The sequence below is a fragment of the Aquabacter albus genome, from assembly GCF_040049275.1.
Classification (GTDB): Bacteria; Pseudomonadota; Alphaproteobacteria; order Rhizobiales; family Xanthobacteraceae; genus Aquabacter.
The window spans coordinates 163,267-181,181 of the sequence record NZ_JBDZDT010000005.1; the positions used below are offsets into that span (position 1 = coordinate 163,267).

At 67.7% G+C, this 17,915-nt stretch carries 14 protein-coding genes; 10 read left to right on the forward strand and 4 right to left on the reverse strand.

What is annotated here, in order from left to right; genetic code table 11:
• Nucleotides 1–5: 5 nt before the first annotated feature.
• Nucleotides 6–1,010 (reverse strand): Bug family tripartite tricarboxylate transporter substrate binding protein, encoded by a 1,005-nt coding sequence (locus tag ABLE91_RS13510; RefSeq protein WP_348931361.1) that lies wholly within the window; start codon nucleotides 1,008–1,010, stop codon nucleotides 6–8.
• 349 nt (nucleotides 1,011–1,359) lie between these two features.
• Between ABLE91_RS13510 and ABLE91_RS13515 the strand changes: the two genes are divergently transcribed.
• The 5 genes from ABLE91_RS13515 to recJ all read left to right on the forward strand — a co-directional run bounded on the left by ABLE91_RS13515 (nucleotide 1,360) and on the right by recJ (nucleotide 7,884).
• Nucleotides 1,360–2,103, forward strand: a complete 744-nt coding sequence (locus ABLE91_RS13515; protein WP_348931364.1) for a FadR/GntR family transcriptional regulator — start codon at nucleotides 1,360–1,362, stop codon at nucleotides 2,101–2,103.
• A gap of 178 nt (nucleotides 2,104–2,281) precedes the next feature.
• Nucleotides 2,282–3,499 (forward strand): LL-diaminopimelate aminotransferase, encoded by a 1,218-nt coding sequence (locus ABLE91_RS13520; RefSeq protein ID WP_348931365.1) that lies wholly within the window; start codon nucleotides 2,282–2,284, stop codon nucleotides 3,497–3,499.
• Between the two features lie 22 nt (nucleotides 3,500–3,521).
• Nucleotides 3,522–4,817: a homoserine dehydrogenase gene (locus ABLE91_RS13525; RefSeq protein WP_348931366.1), complete on the forward strand. Its 1,296-nt coding sequence runs from the start codon at nucleotides 3,522–3,524 to the stop codon at nucleotides 4,815–4,817.
• A gap of 4 nt (nucleotides 4,818–4,821) precedes the next feature.
• Complete coding sequence (glpX, locus tag ABLE91_RS13530) at nucleotides 4,822–5,808, forward strand: class II fructose-bisphosphatase (protein ID WP_348931368.1); 987 nt, start codon at nucleotides 4,822–4,824, stop codon at nucleotides 5,806–5,808.
• Between the two features lie 276 nt (nucleotides 5,809–6,084).
• Nucleotides 6,085–7,884 (forward strand): single-stranded-DNA-specific exonuclease RecJ, encoded by a 1,800-nt coding sequence (recJ, locus tag ABLE91_RS13535; protein WP_348931370.1) that lies wholly within the window; start codon nucleotides 6,085–6,087, stop codon nucleotides 7,882–7,884.
• Between the two features lie 175 nt (nucleotides 7,885–8,059).
• Here the strand turns inward: recJ and ABLE91_RS13540 are convergent, their stop codons facing one another.
• Both ABLE91_RS13540 and ABLE91_RS13545 read right to left on the reverse strand, forming a co-directional pair.
• Complete coding sequence (locus tag ABLE91_RS13540) at nucleotides 8,060–9,355, reverse strand: DNA polymerase IV (protein ID WP_348931372.1); 1,296 nt, start codon at nucleotides 9,353–9,355, stop codon at nucleotides 8,060–8,062.
• Nucleotide 9,356: 1 nt separating this feature from the next.
• Nucleotides 9,357–9,689 (reverse strand): DUF3572 domain-containing protein, encoded by a 333-nt coding sequence (locus tag ABLE91_RS13545; RefSeq protein WP_348931373.1) that lies wholly within the window; start codon nucleotides 9,687–9,689, stop codon nucleotides 9,357–9,359.
• Nucleotides 9,690–9,791: 102 nt separating this feature from the next.
• Between ABLE91_RS13545 and ABLE91_RS13550 the strand changes: the two genes are divergently transcribed.
• The 4 genes from ABLE91_RS13550 (at nucleotide 9,792) to ABLE91_RS13565 (ending at nucleotide 15,076) form a co-directional block, all read left to right on the forward strand.
• A complete protein-coding gene (locus tag ABLE91_RS13550; protein ID WP_348931375.1) occupies nucleotides 9,792–10,160 on the forward strand; it encodes a response regulator in 369 nt (122 codons plus the stop codon).
• Between the two features lie 322 nt (nucleotides 10,161–10,482).
• Nucleotides 10,483–10,779 carry an FAD assembly factor SdhE gene (locus ABLE91_RS13555; protein ID WP_348931377.1) on the forward strand — a complete coding sequence of 99 codons (297 nt, stop codon included), beginning with the start codon at nucleotides 10,483–10,485 and terminating at the stop codon, nucleotides 10,777–10,779.
• Between the two features lie 158 nt (nucleotides 10,780–10,937).
• Nucleotides 10,938–14,462 (forward strand): transcription-repair coupling factor, encoded by a 3,525-nt coding sequence (mfd, locus tag ABLE91_RS13560; protein ID WP_348931379.1) that lies wholly within the window; start codon nucleotides 10,938–10,940, stop codon nucleotides 14,460–14,462.
• A 125-nt stretch (nucleotides 14,463–14,587) separates the two neighbouring features.
• Complete coding sequence (locus tag ABLE91_RS13565) at nucleotides 14,588–15,076, forward strand: hypothetical protein (RefSeq protein WP_348931380.1); 489 nt, start codon at nucleotides 14,588–14,590, stop codon at nucleotides 15,074–15,076.
• Here the strand turns inward: ABLE91_RS13565 and ABLE91_RS13570 are convergent, their stop codons facing one another.
• The gene (locus ABLE91_RS13570; protein ID WP_348931381.1) at nucleotides 15,077–16,882 is read right to left on the reverse strand and encodes an extracellular solute-binding protein; all 1,806 of its coding nucleotides are present in this window, start codon (nucleotides 16,880–16,882) and stop codon (nucleotides 15,077–15,079) included.
• Nucleotides 16,883–17,080: 198 nt separating this feature from the next.
• Here ABLE91_RS13570 and ABLE91_RS13575 point away from each other — a divergent pair, with 198 nt between their 5' ends.
• Nucleotides 17,081–17,866, forward strand: a complete 786-nt coding sequence (locus tag ABLE91_RS13575) for an invasion associated locus B family protein (RefSeq protein ID WP_348931383.1) — start codon at nucleotides 17,081–17,083, stop codon at nucleotides 17,864–17,866.
• The last annotated feature ends 49 nt before the right edge of the window (nucleotides 17,867–17,915 follow it).

A 17,915-nucleotide genomic window follows, 5' to 3' on the forward strand; every position in this document is an offset into this window, starting at 1 on the left:
CCGGGTCATTCGGGCGTGATGCCGAAGCGCTGAACCACATCGCGCCAGCCGGCGATCTCGCTCTTGATCTGTTTTGCGATGTCGTCCGGCGTCCCGCCCAAAGGCTGGATGCCGCGGCTTTCCATGGCCTGCTTCAGCTCCGGCGTGTTTAGCGCTTCGTTGATGGCCTTGTTCAGCTTGTCCACGATGGGCTTGGGCGTCTTTTCCGGGCCGAGCACGCCGACCCAGGCGCCACCGATCACGCCGTTGACGCCCGCCTGGGCCAGCGTCGGGACGTTGGGCAGCTCCGGCAGACGCTGCGCGCCCGTCACTGCCAGAGGCTTGAGCTTGCCGCCCTGGATCAGGCTGAGGGTGGTCAGCGGGGAATCGAACGTGAACTGGATCTGCCCGCCCATGAGGTCGGCCAGCGAAGGCCCGCTGCCGCGATAGGGGACATGCAGGGCGTCGATCTTCGCTTCCGCCTTGAACAGCTCGCCGGTGAGATGGTTGGCGGTGTTGTTGCCGAACGAGGAATAGCTGAGCTTGCCGGGATTGGCCTTCGCATAGGCGATGAGTTCGCCCAGCGTGTTGAACTGCGATGCGCTGGAAACCACCAGCAGGTAAGGCCACCGCGCCACCAGGGCCACGGGCTGGAAGTCGGTCTCGGCATTGTAGCCGGGCGACTTCATGGTGGCGGGCGCGATGGTGATCTCGGACGAGGCCGCCACCAGGAAGGTGTAGCCGTCCGGCTCCGAGCGTGCCACCGCGCCGGCCGCGATGGTACCGCCGGCCCCAGTGCGATTGTCGATGACCACGGGCTGGCCGAGGATTTTCGGCAGCTTGTCCGACAGGAAGCGCGCCACAATGTCGGCGCCGCCGCCGGGCGGATAGCCCACGATGAACTTGATGGGCTTGTTCGGCCAGTCGGCGGGCTGGCCCATGGCAAGCGCCGGTGCGAGCAGCATACAGCCCGCGAGCACGATGCTGCGCCGGGAAATCCAGGAAACGATAGATTTGTGTGTCTTCACCACGGAAGCCTCCATCCAGGACATTGGAAATGTCGGGCTGGCATCGGCCTGCAATCGCCGTGCCGGCCCAAGCGCCGGCTAGCCGGCGTCCGAGGAGCGGTACGCGTGGGGATGCGGGGACCCCGAAGAACGCAGACGATGGGCCGTGCTCCCGCAATGCGGGCGTCCCGGCCGGAGGGCGAGGGGAGGGTTCGAAGGCATGGAATCTCTCTGGGAAGGGTTTTTATCCGGGCTCTAAAGGTCCGGTCGTTCTATTGACCACTCTTCAATACCTATTTGTCAAACAAATAGTTCAGATTGATTTTTTGCCCCCAGCCTGAGAAGGAGGGGATTGGGGTCACAGAGACCGGGAATGATGGAAGCCACCTACAGCCGGATCGTCACCACGGGCGCGGCCAGCCAGATTGCCGATCGCCTTCAGCAGGCGATCCTCGACGGCCGCCTGAAGGTGGATGAGCGCCTGCCCACGGAAGAGGAACTGGCCGCCACCTTCGGCGTCTCGCGCCCCACCGTGCGCGAGGCGTTGAAGCGGCTTGCTGCGCGCCACCTGATCCGCTCGCGCCGGGGCCCCGCCGGGGGCACCTTCGTGACCGGCCCCACCTCCGACGAGGTGTCACAGAGCCTCGGCACCGCGGTTACGCTTCTCATGGCGACCGACGGCGTCACGCTGGACGAGATGGCCACCGCCCGGCTGGAGATGGAGGCGATCTGCTGCCGGCTCGCCGCCGCGAATCGCCGCGATGAGCATCTCGCCGCCATGCGCACCGAACTGGAGCTTCAGAAGAACCCGAAGATTTCGGACCAGGATTTCTGCGCCTCCGACGTCCGCTTCCACCGCGCCATCATCGAGGCGGCCGGAAACGCGCTGCTGCGGTTCGTGATGAATGCCATGGTCGAGACGCTCATGCCGGTGAGCAATCTCATCATTTTCCGGGTGCGCGAGCGCCAGTCCATCGTCGCCTATCACGAGCAGATCCTGGCCGCGCTGGAGCAGCGCGATGGCGCCCAGGCGGTCGAAGCCCTTGGCGGGCTGATCAAGTATATCGGCGCGCAATATGCAAAGGCGCAGCAGGCGAGGGGCGAGGCGGCCCGCTGACTTTACGGGACGCACGGGAGTGAATTTTTCGTTCACTCCCCTCTGCTAGCGTCACGCTTTCCGCTTTCGCCCACGCGCCGCCGCAAAGCGAATTCACTTTCAAGCGGGGCGTTCGCGATCTAGAAAGCCCGTTCGCCGCGCGGGAGGAAGATGCGCGGCCCTTTGGAGCTTGAGTGAGATGACCGATTTTCACCGTATTCGCCGGCTGCCGCCCTATGTTTTCGAGCAGGTGAACCGCGTGAAGGCCGCCGCCCGGAACGCCGGCGTCGATGTGGTCGATCTCGGCATGGGCAATCCGGACCTCGACGCACCGGCGCATGTCATCGAGAAGCTCAAGGAAACCATCGGCAAGCCGCACACCGATCGCTATTCGGCGTCCAAGGGCATTCCCGGCCTGCGCCGCGCCCAGGCGGCCTACTATGCCCGCCGGTTCGGCGTGAAGCTCGACGCCGATCGCCAGGTGGTCGCGACGCTGGGCTCCAAAGAAGGCTTCGCCAACATGGCGCAGGCCATCACGGCGCCGGGCGACGTGGTCCTGACTCCCAACCCGTCCTATCCGATCCACGCCTTCGGCTTCCTGATGGCCGGCGGCGTCATCCGCTCGGTGCCGGTTGAGCCCGATGCCGGCTTCTTCCACGCCATGGAGCGGGCGGTCCAGCACTCGATCCCCAAGCCCATCGCGGTGGTGCTCTGCTATCCGTCCAACCCGACGGCGACGGTGGCGAGCCTCGATTTCTACAAGGACGTGGTCGCCTTCGCGAAGAAGAACGACATCATCATCCTGTCCGACCTCGCTTATGCGGAACTCTATTTCGACGACAACCCGCCGCCCTCCGTGCTCCAGGTGCCCGGTGCCATGGATGTGACGGTGGAATTCACCTCCATGTCCAAGACCTATTCCATGGCCGGCTGGCGCATGGGCTTTGCGGTGGGCAATGAGCGCCTGATCGCGGCGCTCTCGCGGGTGAAGTCCTATCTCGACTACGGCGCCTATACCCCCATCCAGGTGGCGGCGGCCGCGGCGCTCAACGGCCCGCAGGAATGCGTCGCCGAGATGCGCGAGACCTACAAGCGCCGCCGCGATGCGCTGGTGGACAGCTTCGGCCGCGCGGGCTGGAACATCCCTGTCCCCTCCGCCTCGATGTTCGCCTGGGCGCCCATCCCGGAGCCGTTCCGGGAGATGGGCAGCGTGGAATTCTCCAAGCTCCTCATCGAGAAGGCGGAAGTGGCGGTGGCTCCCGGCGTCGGCTTCGGCGAGCATGGCGACGACTATGTGCGCATCGCCGTGGTGGAGAACGAGCAGCGCATCCGCCAGGCCGCGCGCAACATCCGCCGCTTCTTCGACACCGCCGGCACCACGCTGCACAATGTGGTTCCCCTGAGCGCTGCCCGCTGACCCCAACCTGACGGTTTGATCCATGAGTGAATTGAAGGTTGGGCTGGCTGGCCTCGGCACGGTCGGGGCTGGCGTGGTGCGCATGCTGGAGCGCCAGAAGAAGGCGCTCATCGCGCGCACGGGCCGCGAAATTAAGGTGGTGGCCGTGGCCGCCCGCGACCGCGCCAAGGATCGCGGAATCGACCTCTCCGGCGTGCGCTGGCACGACGACCCGGTGGCGCTTGCCCGCGATCCCGATATCGACGTCTTCGTCGAACTGATGGGTGGGGACGGCGATCCCGCCAAGGCCGCCGTCATCGCCGCCCTGGAGGCAGGCAAGCCGGTCGTCACGGCCAACAAGGCGCTGCTCGCCCGCTGCGGCGCAGACCTTGCCGCCCGCTCGGAAGCCTCCGGCGCCGCGCTGCGGTTCGAGGCTGCGGTGGCGGGGGGCATTCCCATCGTGAAGGCGCTGCGCGAGGCGCTGGCGGGCAACCACATCACCCGCGTCTCCGGTATCCTTAACGGCACCTGCAACTACATCCTCACCCGCATGGCGGACGAGAAGCTCTCCTTCGATGCCTGCCTCGCGGAGGCGCAGCGGCTCGGCTATGCGGAGGCCGATCCCACCTTCGACATCGACGGCTTCGACAGCGCCCACAAGCTCTCCATCCTCACCAGCCTTGCCTTCGGCACCAAGGTGGACGCGGACTCCATCTATGTGGAGGGCATCCGCTCGCTGACCCTGGCCGACCTCGAGGCGGCGGACGACCTCGGCTACAAGGTGAAGCTGCTCGGCGTCGCGGTGCGCACCGAGGAGGGCATCGAGCAGCGCGTGCATCCCACCATGGTGCCCAAGCATTGGCCCATCGCGCAGGTCTCCGGCGTCATCAATGCCGTGGCGGTGGACGGCGATGCGGTCGCGGTCACTCTCGTGGGACCTGGCGCAGGCGGCGATGCCACCGCCTCTGCGGTGGTGGGCGACCTTGCGGACCTCGCGACCAGCGCCGGTGGCTATGCCTTCGGCGCGCCGGCAGCGGACCTCGTGCCCGCCGAGCGCGCGCCCATGCAGCACCATGAGGGCGGCTACTACATCCGCCTTTCTGCCGTGAACAAGCCGGGCACCGCAGCCATCATTGCCGGGCGCATGGCGGATGAGGGCATCTCGCTGGAATCCATCGTGCAGCGGCGCCCCGCGCGCAGCCGCGACGGCGAACCGGCCACCGTGATCCTCATCACCTACGCCACCACCGAGGAGGCCGTGCGCCGCGCGGTGGCGGCCATTGATGCCGAAGGCGTCCTCGCTTCCGTTCCGCAGGTGATCCGCATCGAAAAGGATTGACGCCATGGGGGTCCGGGCCACGCCAGTCCTCGACCGTCGCCTCGCCATCGACCTTGTGAGCGTGACCGAGCGGGCGGCGGTCGCCGCCGCGCGCTGGCGCGGACGGGGCGACGAGCCCGCCGCCGACGAAGCCGCCATGCAGGGTGCGCACCGCGAGCTGATGCGCACCTCCATCAGCGGCAAGATCGTCATTGGCGAGGGCGTGCTGGGCGAGGTGCAGCGCCTTTATCTCGGCGAAGCGGTGGGCGTGGGCGGGGCTGATCTGGACGTGGCGGTGGATGCACTGGAAGGCACCACCTTGTGCGCCAAGAACATGGCCGGCTCGATCTCCGTGCTGGTCCTGGCGGAGCGCGGCTCCCTTTTGAACGCGCCGCCGGTCTATATGGAGAAGATCGCCATCGGCCCCGGCTATCCCCAGGGCGTGGTGTCGCTTTCCGCAACGCCGGGCGAGAATATCGCGGCGCTTGCCAAGGCGCGCGGCGTTGCCACATCGGATATCACGGCCCTGGTGCTGGACCGCCCGCGCCATTCCGCTCTCATCGAAGCGATCCGCACGGCGGGCGCCTCGGTGAAGCTCATCACCGACGGCGACGTGGCGGGCATCATCCACACGACCAACCCGCGCGAAAGTGGGGTGGACATCTATCTCGGCACCGGCGGCGCCGCGGAAGGCGTGCTGGCGGCCGCGGCCCTGCGCTGCCTGGGCGGGCAGATGGAGGGCCGGCTGGTGCTCGACACCGACGCCAAGCGCAAGCAGGCGAAGGCGCTGGGCATTCGCGATCCCTCCAAGGTCTATTCCGCGCAGGACATGGTGAGCGGCGACTGCCTCGTGGCGGCCACCGGCGTCACCAACGGCCCGCTGCTCAACGGCGTGCGCTTCGGCCGCGACACCATCGAGACCGACACGCTCCTCATGCGCGCCGCCACCGGCACGCTCCGCCGCATCGCCTCGACGCACCGGGATCTGGAGCGGTTCGTGGCGGAGGGGTGAGGCAATTGTCCCGGACAAGCGACGGCGTAGCCGGAGCGCTGAGCCGGGATCCAGCGCAAGAGTCCGGCGAAGCCGGCAATAAGCGACCAGCGTGAAGGCATCTCCGTCGCGTGGCGTCGGAGATGGGCTGAAGCGCCTTCGGCGTCCCTTGCGCTGGGTCCCGGGTCGCGTTCCACCGCACTGCGCTCCGTTGCATGCGCCCAGGACAAGCCTTGCACTTATCCCCAGCGCCTTAACCATCTCGACGCCGCCTCCCGCCTCTGTCTTCATCACGGTGTGAACATCCACATTCCGAATCGCTTTTTCCTCGGCGTTACCGCCTCCGCCACCGGGCGGGGCTGGAGCGATCGGCTCGATGCGCGCGGGTCGCAGGCGGCGCTCGCCATCGCGCAGCGCCATGGCGTGCCGGAAATCCTCTCCCGCGTTCTGGCGGGCAGGGGGGTCGAACTGGACGCGGTGCCGAGCTTCCTCGATCCTTCCATCCGCACCCTTCTGCCGGACCCGAACACGCTCACCGGCATGGACGCGGCGGTGGAGCGCCTCGCGGCGGCTGTGCGCGCGGGCGAGCAGGTGGCTGTGTTCGGCGATTATGATGTGGACGGCGCCACCTCCACCGCGCTGTTGGTGGGCCTGCTGCGGGCATCGGGCCTCGACCCGCTGTTCCACATCCCCGACCGCATCTTTGAGGGCTACGGCCCGAATATCGGCGCCATCGAGCAACTGGCCGCGCGCGGCGTGACCCTGCTGGTGACGGTGGATTGCGGCACCACCAGCATTGAGACACTGGCGGCGGCGCACAAGCTCGGCCTCGACGTGGTGGTCATCGACCATCACCAGGCCGGCGAGGTGCTGCCCGAAGCCGTGGCTGTGGTGAACCCGAACCGGGAGGACGACCTCTCCGGCCTCGGCCATCTGTGCGCCGCCGGCATCGTCTTCGTGACGCTGGTGGGACTCTCCCGCCGGCTGCGCGAGCTGGGCCATTGGACCCCCGATCGCCCCGCGCCGGACCTCCTCCAGGCCCTCGACCTCGTGGCGCTCGGCACGGTGGCGGACGTGGTGCCGCTGAAGGGGCTCAACCGTGCCTTCGTGGCCAAGGGCCTCATCGCGCTGCGGCGCCGCCAGCGGCTGGGCCTGACCGCGCTCATGGATGTGGCGCGGCTCGACGGGCCGCCCCGGCCCTGGCATCTCGGCTTCCTGCTGGGCCCACGCATCAATGCCGGCGGGCGCATCGGCGACGCCGCGCTCGGCACGAAGCTGCTGCTCACGGACGATCCCGTGGAGGCCAAGCGCATCTCCGCCCAACTCGACCGCCTGAATTCCGAGCGCCAGGAGGTAGAGCGCGTGATCCTCGCCGCCGCCGAGGGCGAGGCATTGGCCTCTGTCGGGCTTGAGGATACCGGCGCAGCAGTGGTCGTGAGCGGGGAGGGATGGCATCCCGGCGTGGTGGGTCTTGTGGCCGCGCGCCTGAAGGAGCGCTTCACCCGCCCGGCCTTCGCCATCGCCTTCAACGGCGAGACCGGCACGGGCTCGGCCCGCTCCATTCCCGGCGTCGATCTCGGCAAGGCGGTGCGGGCGGCGGTGGAGGCGGGGCTTCTGGTGAAGGGCGGTGGCCACGCCATGGCGGCGGGCCTCACCGTGGAGCGCCGGCGCCTGGGTGACCTGCGCGCTTATCTGGAAGACGTGCTCGCGGCTTCGGTGGAGCGGGCGCGGGCGGACCGCACCTTATCCATCGACGGCGCATTGACCGCTGGCGGAGCGACGCCGGCTTTGGTGGAGCAGATCGCGAAGGCGGGGCCGTTCGGCGCGGGCAATCCCGAGCCGGTCTTCGCCTTCCCGAACCATCGCCTTGCCTATGTGGAGAGTTTCGGCGCGGGCCATATCCGGGCGCGGATCGCCTCAAATGACGGCGCGGTTCTCAAGGCAATGGCGTTCCGCTGCGCCGAGGAGCCTCTGGGCAAGGCGATGCTCGCCGCGCGCGGAAAGCTGGTCCATGTGGCGGGCTCGCTGGAGCTGGACCATTGGCAAGGCGAGACGCGCGTCTCGCTAAGGCTGAAGGACATGGCGGAGGTGGGATAGGTTTCCCCTCTCCCCTTGTGGGAGAGGGTGCTGAGCGGAGCGAGGCGGGTGAGGGGTATGGCGCCGTTTGCCTTGGTCTTGTGAGGTCAGTTCAGGCGGCGCCATACCCCTCACCCCAACCCTCTCCCGCAAGGGGAGAGGGAGCCTGTCGCGCCTTTGACATGAGACGCTCATCTCACATCTTCTGCTGCCGGCCCCGCTTCCCCGTTCCCAGCAGAATCCCCCGCTCTACCGCCTTCTCCCCGAACTTCGTCTTCAGCTTGTCCATGGCGTCCTCCGCCGCCTTCAGGCGCGGCATGCGGGCGTCCAGCAGGTCTGCCGGGTCGGCGTCGGAACGCGGGCCGAGGTCGGAGAGGCCCACGCCGATAAGCCGATAGCGCGTGCCGTTGACTTCCTTCAGCAGCATTTCGTGGGCGGTCTCGTAAAGCCGCGCAGCCAGCCCGGTGGGGCTCTCCAGCCCGCGTGAGCGGGTCAAGGTGCGGAAGTCGGCAGTCTTCAGCTTCAGGGTCACCGTCCGCCCGGCAATGTCGGAGCGGCGCAGGCGCCCGCACACCTCCTCGCACAGGGCATAGAGCGTCTGCTCCAGCGGGCGCTGGTCGGAGATGTCGGTGTCGAAGGTGGTCTCGGCCGAGACGCTTTTCGCCTCCCGCTCCGCCTTCACCGGACACACGTCGAGGCCGCGGGAGAGGCGCCAGAGCCGCAGACCCTCCGCCCCATAGCGCCGGGCAAGGTCGCTCTCCTGCGCCGCCTGAAGATCGGCGATGCGGTGGAAGCCGTCCTTCGCAAGCTTGGCGCCGAAGGCCGGTCCGACGCCCCAGATGAAGGTGACGGGGCGCGGCGCCAGGAAAGACGCCGCCTCCGCCTGCCCCAGCACGGAGAAGCCGCGCGGCTTGTCCAGCTCGCTCGCCGTCTTGGCGAGGAATTTGTTGGCCGCCAGTCCTACTGAGACGGTTATCCCAATATCCCGCTCCACCTCGGCCGCGAACCCCGCCAGCGAGCGGCCGGGCGAGCGGCCATGCAGCTGTTCGGTGCCGGAAAGGTCCAGGAAGGCCTCGTCGATGGAGAGCGGCTCCACCAGCGGGGTGAGCGCCTGCATCCGCTCGCGCACCTGCCGTCCGACCGCCGCGTATTTGCGCATGTTCGGCTTCACGATCACGGCGTGCGGGCACAGCGCCTTGGCCTTGAACATGGGCATGGCCGAGCGCACACCATGGATGCGCGCGATGTAGCAGGCGGTTGAGACCACCCCGCGCACCCCGCCGCCGATGATCACCGGCACGTCGCGCAGGCTCGGGTCGTCCCGCTTCTCGATGGCCGCATAGAAGGCGTCGCAATCCACATGGGCGATGGAGAGCGTGTCCGCCTCGGGATGGCGCACCAGCCGGGGGCTGCCGCAGGCGGCGCAGCGCGGCCCCGCGCTCGCATCCGCGAGGCAATCGCGGCAGAAGCCGGGGGCCGGGCGCCCGCCCATCTCAGAAGCGGCGCCGCGCCGGCGCGTCCGGGTCGAAGGGCGGGTTCAGCACGTCATGGGCGTGCACCACGTCCTGCGGCCGCAGCTTCGCATCGTCGGCGAAGGCGACAAGCAGGCTCTCGTCGGAGAGGAGATAGCCGAGCACCGCCGCGCCGAAGGCGGGCTCGGCCGCCCGCGCGCGCAGGTCCCCCGGCCCGAGGCCGCTTTGGGCGAGGAAGCCGCCGACGCGCTCCATGTCCTGCGCAAGCCAGGTCAGGGCCTGGATGGCCACCGCCTGGGCGGCCTCCCGCACGCGGAGAGGGGTGGAAGAGCCGGTTCGATCTTTGATGGGCATTTGCGCTTCCGCAAGGAATGGTCTCTAGCTAACGAATGGCATCATGTCCGATCCGCGCGCGCCTGCGAAGCGGCGGCGGGTGGGTGGGTGGGGGACGGCGGAATGCCAAAGACGGTCATGATCGTGGAGGACAACGAGCTTAACATGAAGCTCTTCCACGATCTTCTGGAAGCCCACGGCTACCGCACCGTGGAGACCCGCAATGGCATCGAGGCTCTGGGCCTTGCCCGCCAGCATAGGCCGGACCTCATTTTGATGGACATCCAGCTGCCGGAAGTCTCGGGGCTGGAAGTCACGAAATGGCTGAAGGCGGACCCGGAATTGAAGAGCATTCCCGTGGTCGCCGTCACCGCATTCGCCATGAAGGGGGATGAGGAGCGCATCCGGGCAGGGGGCTGCGAGGCTTACCTGTCGAAGCCCATTTCCGTGGCCAAGTTTCTGGCGACGGTAAGGGAATATGTCGGCGCCTGATTCTCGTGATTTGATTTCCCCTTCCGTTCAGCTACCTTTGAAGGCATCGGGAATGTGAAGCCTGTGTCTGCGCCGCTTTCGGCGCATCGGGCTTCCCCAATAACCCTACGGGGTGCTCAGGTCCGCCGCATCTCCTGGGTCCGTGGGGTTCGGCCGGCGGTGGGACGCATTCGGGAGGCCTCCCCGCGCGTCCCCCGCCGGCCACCCGCTTCCCCATCAAACCTAGCCAACCCCATCCCTTTGCCCGTATAAGCCGCTCGCGGACGGACGGCCTTCTTCGGGGGCCGGCCGCGTCCGTCGTTGCGCTGAAGGAAGGGCGGAGATGACGGGAACCGTGAAATCCAGCGTCGGCCTCGACGTGCGCCGCCGCCGCATCCTGTTCCGTGCCTGGCATCGCGGCACGCGCGAAATGGACCTGCTCATGGGCCGCTTCGCCGACGCACAGATCGACCGGCTCACCGAGGACGAGGTGGAGGCGTTCGAAATCCTCATCGAGGTGCAGGACCCGGACCTGTTCGCCTGGATCGGCGGAGCCGTCGAAGTGCCCGCCGATTTCGACACGCCGATCTTCCGCAAGCTGAAGGACTGGCACCTCTCGGGCGCCGGCGTGCCGGAGTGAACTTTTCCCTCTCCCCTTGCGGGAGAGGGTGCCGCTCGGTTCGCCTTGAGAGGTCTTCGCAAACGGCAACATACCCCTCACCCCAGCCCTCTCCCGCAAGGGGAGAGGGGGCCCGTTGCACCCGGCCATGATGAAATGATCTTGATGGAACCCCGCCCGTGAAGCGTCCCCGCCCTCTCGCAGACGACATCGCCCCCGGCAAATCACTGACCCTCTCCCGCGTGCCGGACGGCATGGAAGGGCTCGTGGTCGCCGATCTCGCGCGCTCCCTCGCGGCGAAGAAGGATGCGCCCTGGCCGAGCCTTGCCGTCATCTGCCGGGACGGCCAGCGCATGGCGGCGCTGGAGCGGGGGCTCGCTTTCTTCGCGCCAGAGCTGGAAATCCACACCTTCCCGTCCTGGGACTGCCTGCCCTACGATCGCGCCTCGCCCAATGCCGCCATCATCGCCCAGCGCATGACGACGCTGGCGCGCCTCGCCCGGGTGAAGGGCGGGGCGGCGAGCGTGGTGCTCACCACCGTGAACGCCACCGTGCAGCGGGTGCCGGCGAAGGCGCTGGTGGCGGTGCAGTCGCTCTCCGCCGCACCGGGCAATGCCATCGCCCTCGACGGCATCGTGGAATGGGCCGAGCGCAATGGCTATCTGCGCACGCCCACCGTGCGCGACACCGGCGAATATGCGGTGCGCGGCGGCCTCATCGATCTGTTCCCGCCGGGCCTGCCCCAGCCCATCCGCCTCGATTTCTTCGGCGACACGCTGGAGAGTATCCGCTCCTTCGATCCGGAGACGCAGCGCTCCTCCGGGCAGATGCGGGCGCTGGACCTCGTGCCCATGGCCGAGTTCCAGCTCACCTCCGACACCATGCGAAAGTTCCGCATGGCCTACCTTGCCGAGTTCGGCGCCAACACCAAGGGCGACACCCTCTATGAGGCGGTGAGCGAGGGCCGGCGGCATCCCGGCATGGAGCACTGGCTGCCGCTGTTCCACGAGGGCCTCGACACGCTGTTCGACTATCTCGAAGGCACGCCTTTGGTGGTGGACCCGCTGACCGAGGAAGCGGCCGGCGAGCGGGTTACGCTGATCGCCGACTATTACGCCGCCCGTAAGGAAGCCCTGGCCCTGGCGGGGACGCAGGCGGGCTCCGGCTCCGTGTACAAGCCTTTGCCGTCGAATCGCCTCTACCTCACCGGCGGGGAATGGAGCGAGCGGCTGAAGGCGAGCGCGCTGGTGCGCGTCAGCCCCTTCGCGCTGCCGGAAGGCGGGGTGGGGAAGACCATCGATATCGGCGGCATTCAGGGCCGCTCGTTCGCCGCCGAGCGCGCGGACCCGGAAGCCAATGTCTTCGACATCGCCATCGAGCACGTGCGCGCGCTCCAGAAGTCCAAGAAGGTCATCCTGGCCGGGTGGAGCGAAGGCTCGCGTGAACGCCTGGGCACGGTGCTCGCCGACCACGGCCTGAAGAACACCACCGCCATCTCCCGCTTCGCGCTCCTGGACGCGCTGCCGAAGACGCAGGTGGCGCTGGCGGTCTATGGCGTGGAGAGCGGCTTCGAGACCGACGACTTCGCCGTCATTGGCGAGCAGGACATTCTGGGCGACCGCCTGGTGCGCCCGAAGCGCAAGGCGCGCCGGCCTCAGGACGTCATCTCCGAGCTTACCGCGCTCACCGCCGGCGATCTCGTGGTCCATGTGGACCATGGCATCGGCCGCTTCATCGGCCTGAAAGCCATCGAGGCCATGGGCGCGCCCCACGATTGCCTGGAGATCCACTATTCCGGCGGGGACAAGCTGTTCCTGCCGGTGGAGAATCTGGAGCTGCTCACGCGCTACGGCTCGGAGGAGACCGAGGCGCAGCTCGACAAGCTGGGCGGCTCCGGCTGGCAGACGCGCAAGGCGCGGATGAAGAAGCGCATCCGCGAGATGGCGGGCGAGCTCATCAAGATCGCCGCCGGCCGCCAGCTTGCGGAAGCCCCGCGCCTCGTGCCGGCGGCGGGCCTTTATGACGAGTTCCGCGCCCGCTTCCCCTATGAGGAGACGGACGACCAGGAAGCCGCCATCGAGGCGGTGCTGGACGATCTCGGCGCGGGCCGCCCCATGGACCGGCTCGTGTGCGGCGACGTGGGATTCGGCAAGACGGAAGTGGCGCTGCGGGCCGCCTTCGCGGTGGCGCTCTCCGGCAAGCAGGTGGCCGTGGTGGTGCCCACCACGCTGCTGGCGCGGCAGCATTTCAAGACCTTCTCGGAGCGCTTCAAGGGCCTGCCGGTGAACATCGCCCAGGCCTCGCGCATGGTCACGGGCAAGGACCTGACCGCCGTGAAGGCCGGAATCCAGGACGGCTCCATCGATATCGTGGTGGGCACCCATGCGCTGCTGGGCAAGGGCATCCACTTCAGGGATCTCGGCCTCGTCATCGTGGACGAGGAGCAGCATTTCGGCGTGGCCCACAAGGAGCGGCTGAAGGCGCTGCGGTCCGAGGTGCATGTGCTGACGCTGACCGCAACGCCCATCCCCCGCACCCTCCAGCTGGCCATGACGGGCGTTCGTGAACTCTCCCTCATCGCGACCCCGCCCGTGGATCGGCTCGCGGTGCGCACGTTCATTACGCCGTTCGATCCTTTGATCGTGCGCGAGGCGCTGCTGCGTGAGCGCTATCGCGGCGGGCAGAGCTTCTATGTGGTGCCGCGCATCGACGATCTCGCCGAGGTGCGGGAATTCCTTGAGAAGAACGTGCCCGAGGTGAAGGTGGCGGTGGCCCATGGCCAGATGAGCGCGACTTCCCTCGAAGACATCATGTCCGCCTTCTATGACGGGCAGTATGATGTGCTCCTCTCCACCACCATCGTGGAGAGCGGCCTCGACGTGCCGAACGCCAACACGCTCATCGTCCACCGGGCCGATATGTTCGGCCTTGCCCAGCTCTACCAGCTGCGCGGGCGCGTCGGGCGCGCGAAGGCGCGGGCCTATGCCATCTTCTCGGTGCCGGCATCCAAGCCCATCACGGCGCAGGCGGAGCGACGGCTCAAGGTGTTGCAATCCCTGGAGACGCTGGGCGCCGGCTTCCAGCTCGCGAGCCATGATCTGGACATTCGCGGCGCCGGCAACCTCTTGGGCGACGAGCAGTCCGGCCATATCAAGGAAGTGGGCTACGAACTCTACCAGGAGATGCTGCAGGAGGCGATCGCTCACCTCAAGGCCGGCATCACCGACATTGCCGAGGACAAGTGGTCGCCCAACATCACCATCGGCATGCCGGTGCTGATCCCGGAGGACTACGTGGCCGACCTGCATGTCCGCCTCGCCCTCTACCGGCGCCTTGCGGACATCGACGAGGACCAGACGCTCGATTCCTTCGGCGCGGAGATCGTGGACCGCTTCGGCCCAGCCCCGCCCGAGGTGGACCATTTGCTGCGCCTCGCCCAGATCAAGGCGCTTGCGCGGAAGGCCAATGTGGAGAAGGTGGATGCCGGCCCCAAGGGCGTGGTGCTGACGTTCCGCGAGAACCAGTTCGCCGATCCCGCCGGGCTTGTGGCCATGATCAATTCGGAAGGCCCGCAGGCCAAGGTGCGGCCGGACTTCAAGGTGGTCTTCCTGCGGGACTGGCCGAGCGCGGAAGGCCGCCTGAAGGGCACGCACGCCGTGCTGAAGAAGCTCGCCGGGTTGGCGGAGAAGCGGAAGGTGGCCTGAGAGCCGCCAAGGCAAGCCCCCACCCGAAAGGCGAACTCCAAACTCCACCTTCCAACGTGCAATCATTCTAAAATGAGGGCATTCTCCCCGCGGGGAAAAGGTCGCTGCACGCCGAGGGGGCCGTCATGTTCGATCCGACGACAATGGTGGGTTTTCACACCTGGCTCAGCCTCATCGCCATCGTGGCGGGCGTGCCTGTGGTCCAGGGATTGCTGGCCGGGCGCGGCTCCGCGCTGTGGACCAATGTGTTCCTCGTCACCGCCATCCTCACCAGCGTGACGGGATTTCTCATCCCGGCGGCCAAGATCCTTCCCTCCCACATCACCGGCGTCGTCGCGCTGCTGATTCTGGCCGCGGTGCTGTACGCCCGGTATGTGCGCCACCTCTCCGGCGCGTGGGGGGCCATCTATGCCGGCTGCATGGTGGCGAGCCTCTATCTGCTGGTGTTCGTCGGCTTGGTGCAGGTGTTCCTGAAGGTGCCCGCGGCCAACAGGCTGGCACCCACCGGCAGCGAGCCGCCCTTCGCGTTCGCTCAAGGCCTCCTGCTCGTGATCTTCGTGGTGCTCGGCTATCTGGCGGTGCGCCGGGCGCGCCGCTTTCCGCTCGTTGCCTGATCAGGGCGACGGCGCCCGCCACCAGGTTTCCGGCAGCGTTCCATAGAGCGAGAGCGTGGACGGGCGCTGGATCTGCTTCCAGCGCGCCAGCCACTGGCCGGGCGCGTGGAACAGCGGGACCGCGTAGGCGCCGGAGATCAGCACCCGGTCGAGCGCCCGCGACGTGGTTTCCAGATCATCCCGGCTCACCGCCGCCACCAGTCTTGCAATGAGCGCGTCGGCGGCGGGGCTGCGCATGCCCATATAATTGCGCGTGCCCTGGGTGCCGGCGGCATCCGAGCCGAAATAGAAGGCCTGCTCGTTGCCCGGCGACAGCGACTGGCCCCAGGTGAAGGGCACCATATCGAAATCATAGCTGTTGCGGCGCGCGTCGAACTGGACCGGATCGACCATGCGGATGCGGGCCTGGATGCCCGCGCGCGCAAGCTGGCTCGCGAAGGCAAGGCACAGCCGCTCCTGCTCCCGTGTCGCCACCATGATCTCGAAGCTGAAGGGCACACCGTCCTCATTCACGAGGCGCCCGTTCTTCAGCCGCCAGCCGGTGTCGTCGAGAAGGTCGAGCGCGGCCTTCAGGCGTGCCCGGTCGCGGCCCGAGCCGTCCGCCTGCGGTGGCTTGTAGGTGCCCGCCATCACGTCCTTTCGCACCGCGCCGGGGTAGGGCAGCAGCAAGGCGCGCTCCATGGCAGATGCGGGGCGGCCGAGGGCGGAGAGGTCCGATCCATCGAAGAACCCTGCCGTGCGGGTATAAAGGCCGTGATAGAGGTTGCGGTCGATCCAGGGGAAGTCGAACAGCTCGATGATGGCCCGCCGCACGTTGAGGTCCGCGAAGATGGGCCGGCGGGTATTGAACACAAGCGCGTAATGGGGCTTGGGCAGGCGCGTCGGGATCACCTCCTTGATGACGTCACCTTCGCGCACCGCCGCAAAGTCATATCCCGTCTGCCAGCGGGCGGGGTCGGCCTCGAAGCGCGCATCGATGAGGCCGCGTTTGAAGGCCTCGAACTCCGTATTGCCGTCCCGGAAATAGTCGAAGCGCAGCTCCGTGAAATTATGGAGGCCGCGCGTGACCGGCAGGTCCTTGCCCCAATAGTCGGGGTTCCGGGTGAGGGTGACGCTGGCGCCGGGCTGGATGCTTGACACAACGTAAGGGCCGGAGCCTAGCGGCGGCGTCAGGCTGGTCGAATCAAAATTGGCTTCGTCCGTGGCGTGGCGCGCCAGCACCGGCATGAGGCCCATGATGAGTGGCAATTCCCGGTCCGGTCCCTCGAATGTGAAGCGGACCGTTCGTGGGTCCAGCGCCTCCGCATGCGCCACCTTGGCGTAATAGAGCCGGTAATTGGGGCGGGCCTTGTCGCGCAGCAGGCGCCAGGAAAACAGCACGTCCTCAGCGGTGACCGGCGTGCCGTCAGAGAAGCGCGCGCGGGGGTCGAGGGCGAACTGGACATAGGAACGCGCCTCGTCGGTCTCCACCGTCCGGGCGATCAGGCCATAGAGGGTGAAGGGCTCGTCATAGCTGCGCACCATCAGGCTCTCGACCACGTTCCCGCGCACGAAGGATGTGGCAGACCCCTTGACGATGAACGGGTTGAGGCTGTCGAACGTGCCTGGAACCGAGAGCGTCAGGCGCCCGCCTTTCGGAGCGGCAGGATTGGCATAGGCGAAGTGGTCGAAGCCATCGGGAAGGGCGGCATCGCCGTGCATGGCGATGGCGTGATCCGGCGTGCCGGCGCTGCCGGCAATCGCCGTAGGCGCCAGAAACAGGGCCAGCCCGAAGCCCAACGCCACCCGCCCGAATACCCTGTCCATGCCTGTCCGCCTTGGCCCCCGGCAACGCTGTCTCGCCAGGGCCGCAATTCGGGTCAATGTAGCACGCATGCAAAGGTGGGGACGGCGTCACCTTCTTGCCTCATTTGACACTGAGAGAGCCGGCGTTAAGAGGGGACCGGGCTCGCCGTCGCGTCTTCTTGCAGGGCCTGCGTATCGCACCACGGGGATCGTTCCGGAATGACACAAGCCACCACTTTGCGCCGCGTCGGCGGTCTCGCCGCTGTCGTGGTCGCGCTCGGCTTCGCCGGCAGCGCGCTGGCGCAGGCACAAACCGCCCCGGCAAAGCCGGCTGCTCCCGCCAAGCCCGCCCAGGCGGCGCCGGCTGCCCCTCCGGCCGCTGCGCAGCAGCAGCAGGCCCAGGGTGCGCCGCAGTCCGTGGGTGTGCCCGGCATCAGCACGCCCTGGACCAAGGTGTGCGGCAACGACGCACAGGCCGGCAAGCAGATCTGCATGATCACGCAGGACTTCACCGCAGAGACCGGGCAGCCGCTGGCGTCCGCCGGCATCCGCGAAGTGAAGGACGATCCGGTCAAGAAGTTCATCGTCTCCGTGCCGATCGGCATGCTCGTCCAGCCTGGCACCCGCGTGGTCCTGGACCAGCAGGCGCCGCTGGCGCTGAAGTATGAGATCTGCTTCCCCAATGGCTGCTTCGCCAGCATGGATGTGAATGCGGAGTTCGTGACCAAGCTGAAGAAGGTGAACACCATCACCATCCAGGCGCTGCAGATGGGCGGCCGGACGCTCAACTTCCAGCTTCCGGGCAAGGACTTCGCCAAGGCCTATGACGGCCCGCCCTCCGACCCGAATGCGGTCGCGGCCGAGCGCCAGAAGATGGCCGAGGAGCTTCAGAAGCTCGCGCAGAAGAAGGCCGAGGAGCGCGCTGCCGCTGGCGGTCCGGCTGCTCCCAATGGCGCGGCCCCGGCTGCCGCTGCCCCGGCCGCGCCCGCCGCTCCGGCTCGCTGAGCCCAAGCGCTCCGCACAAATGGAAAGGGCGGTGCCGCACGGCACCACC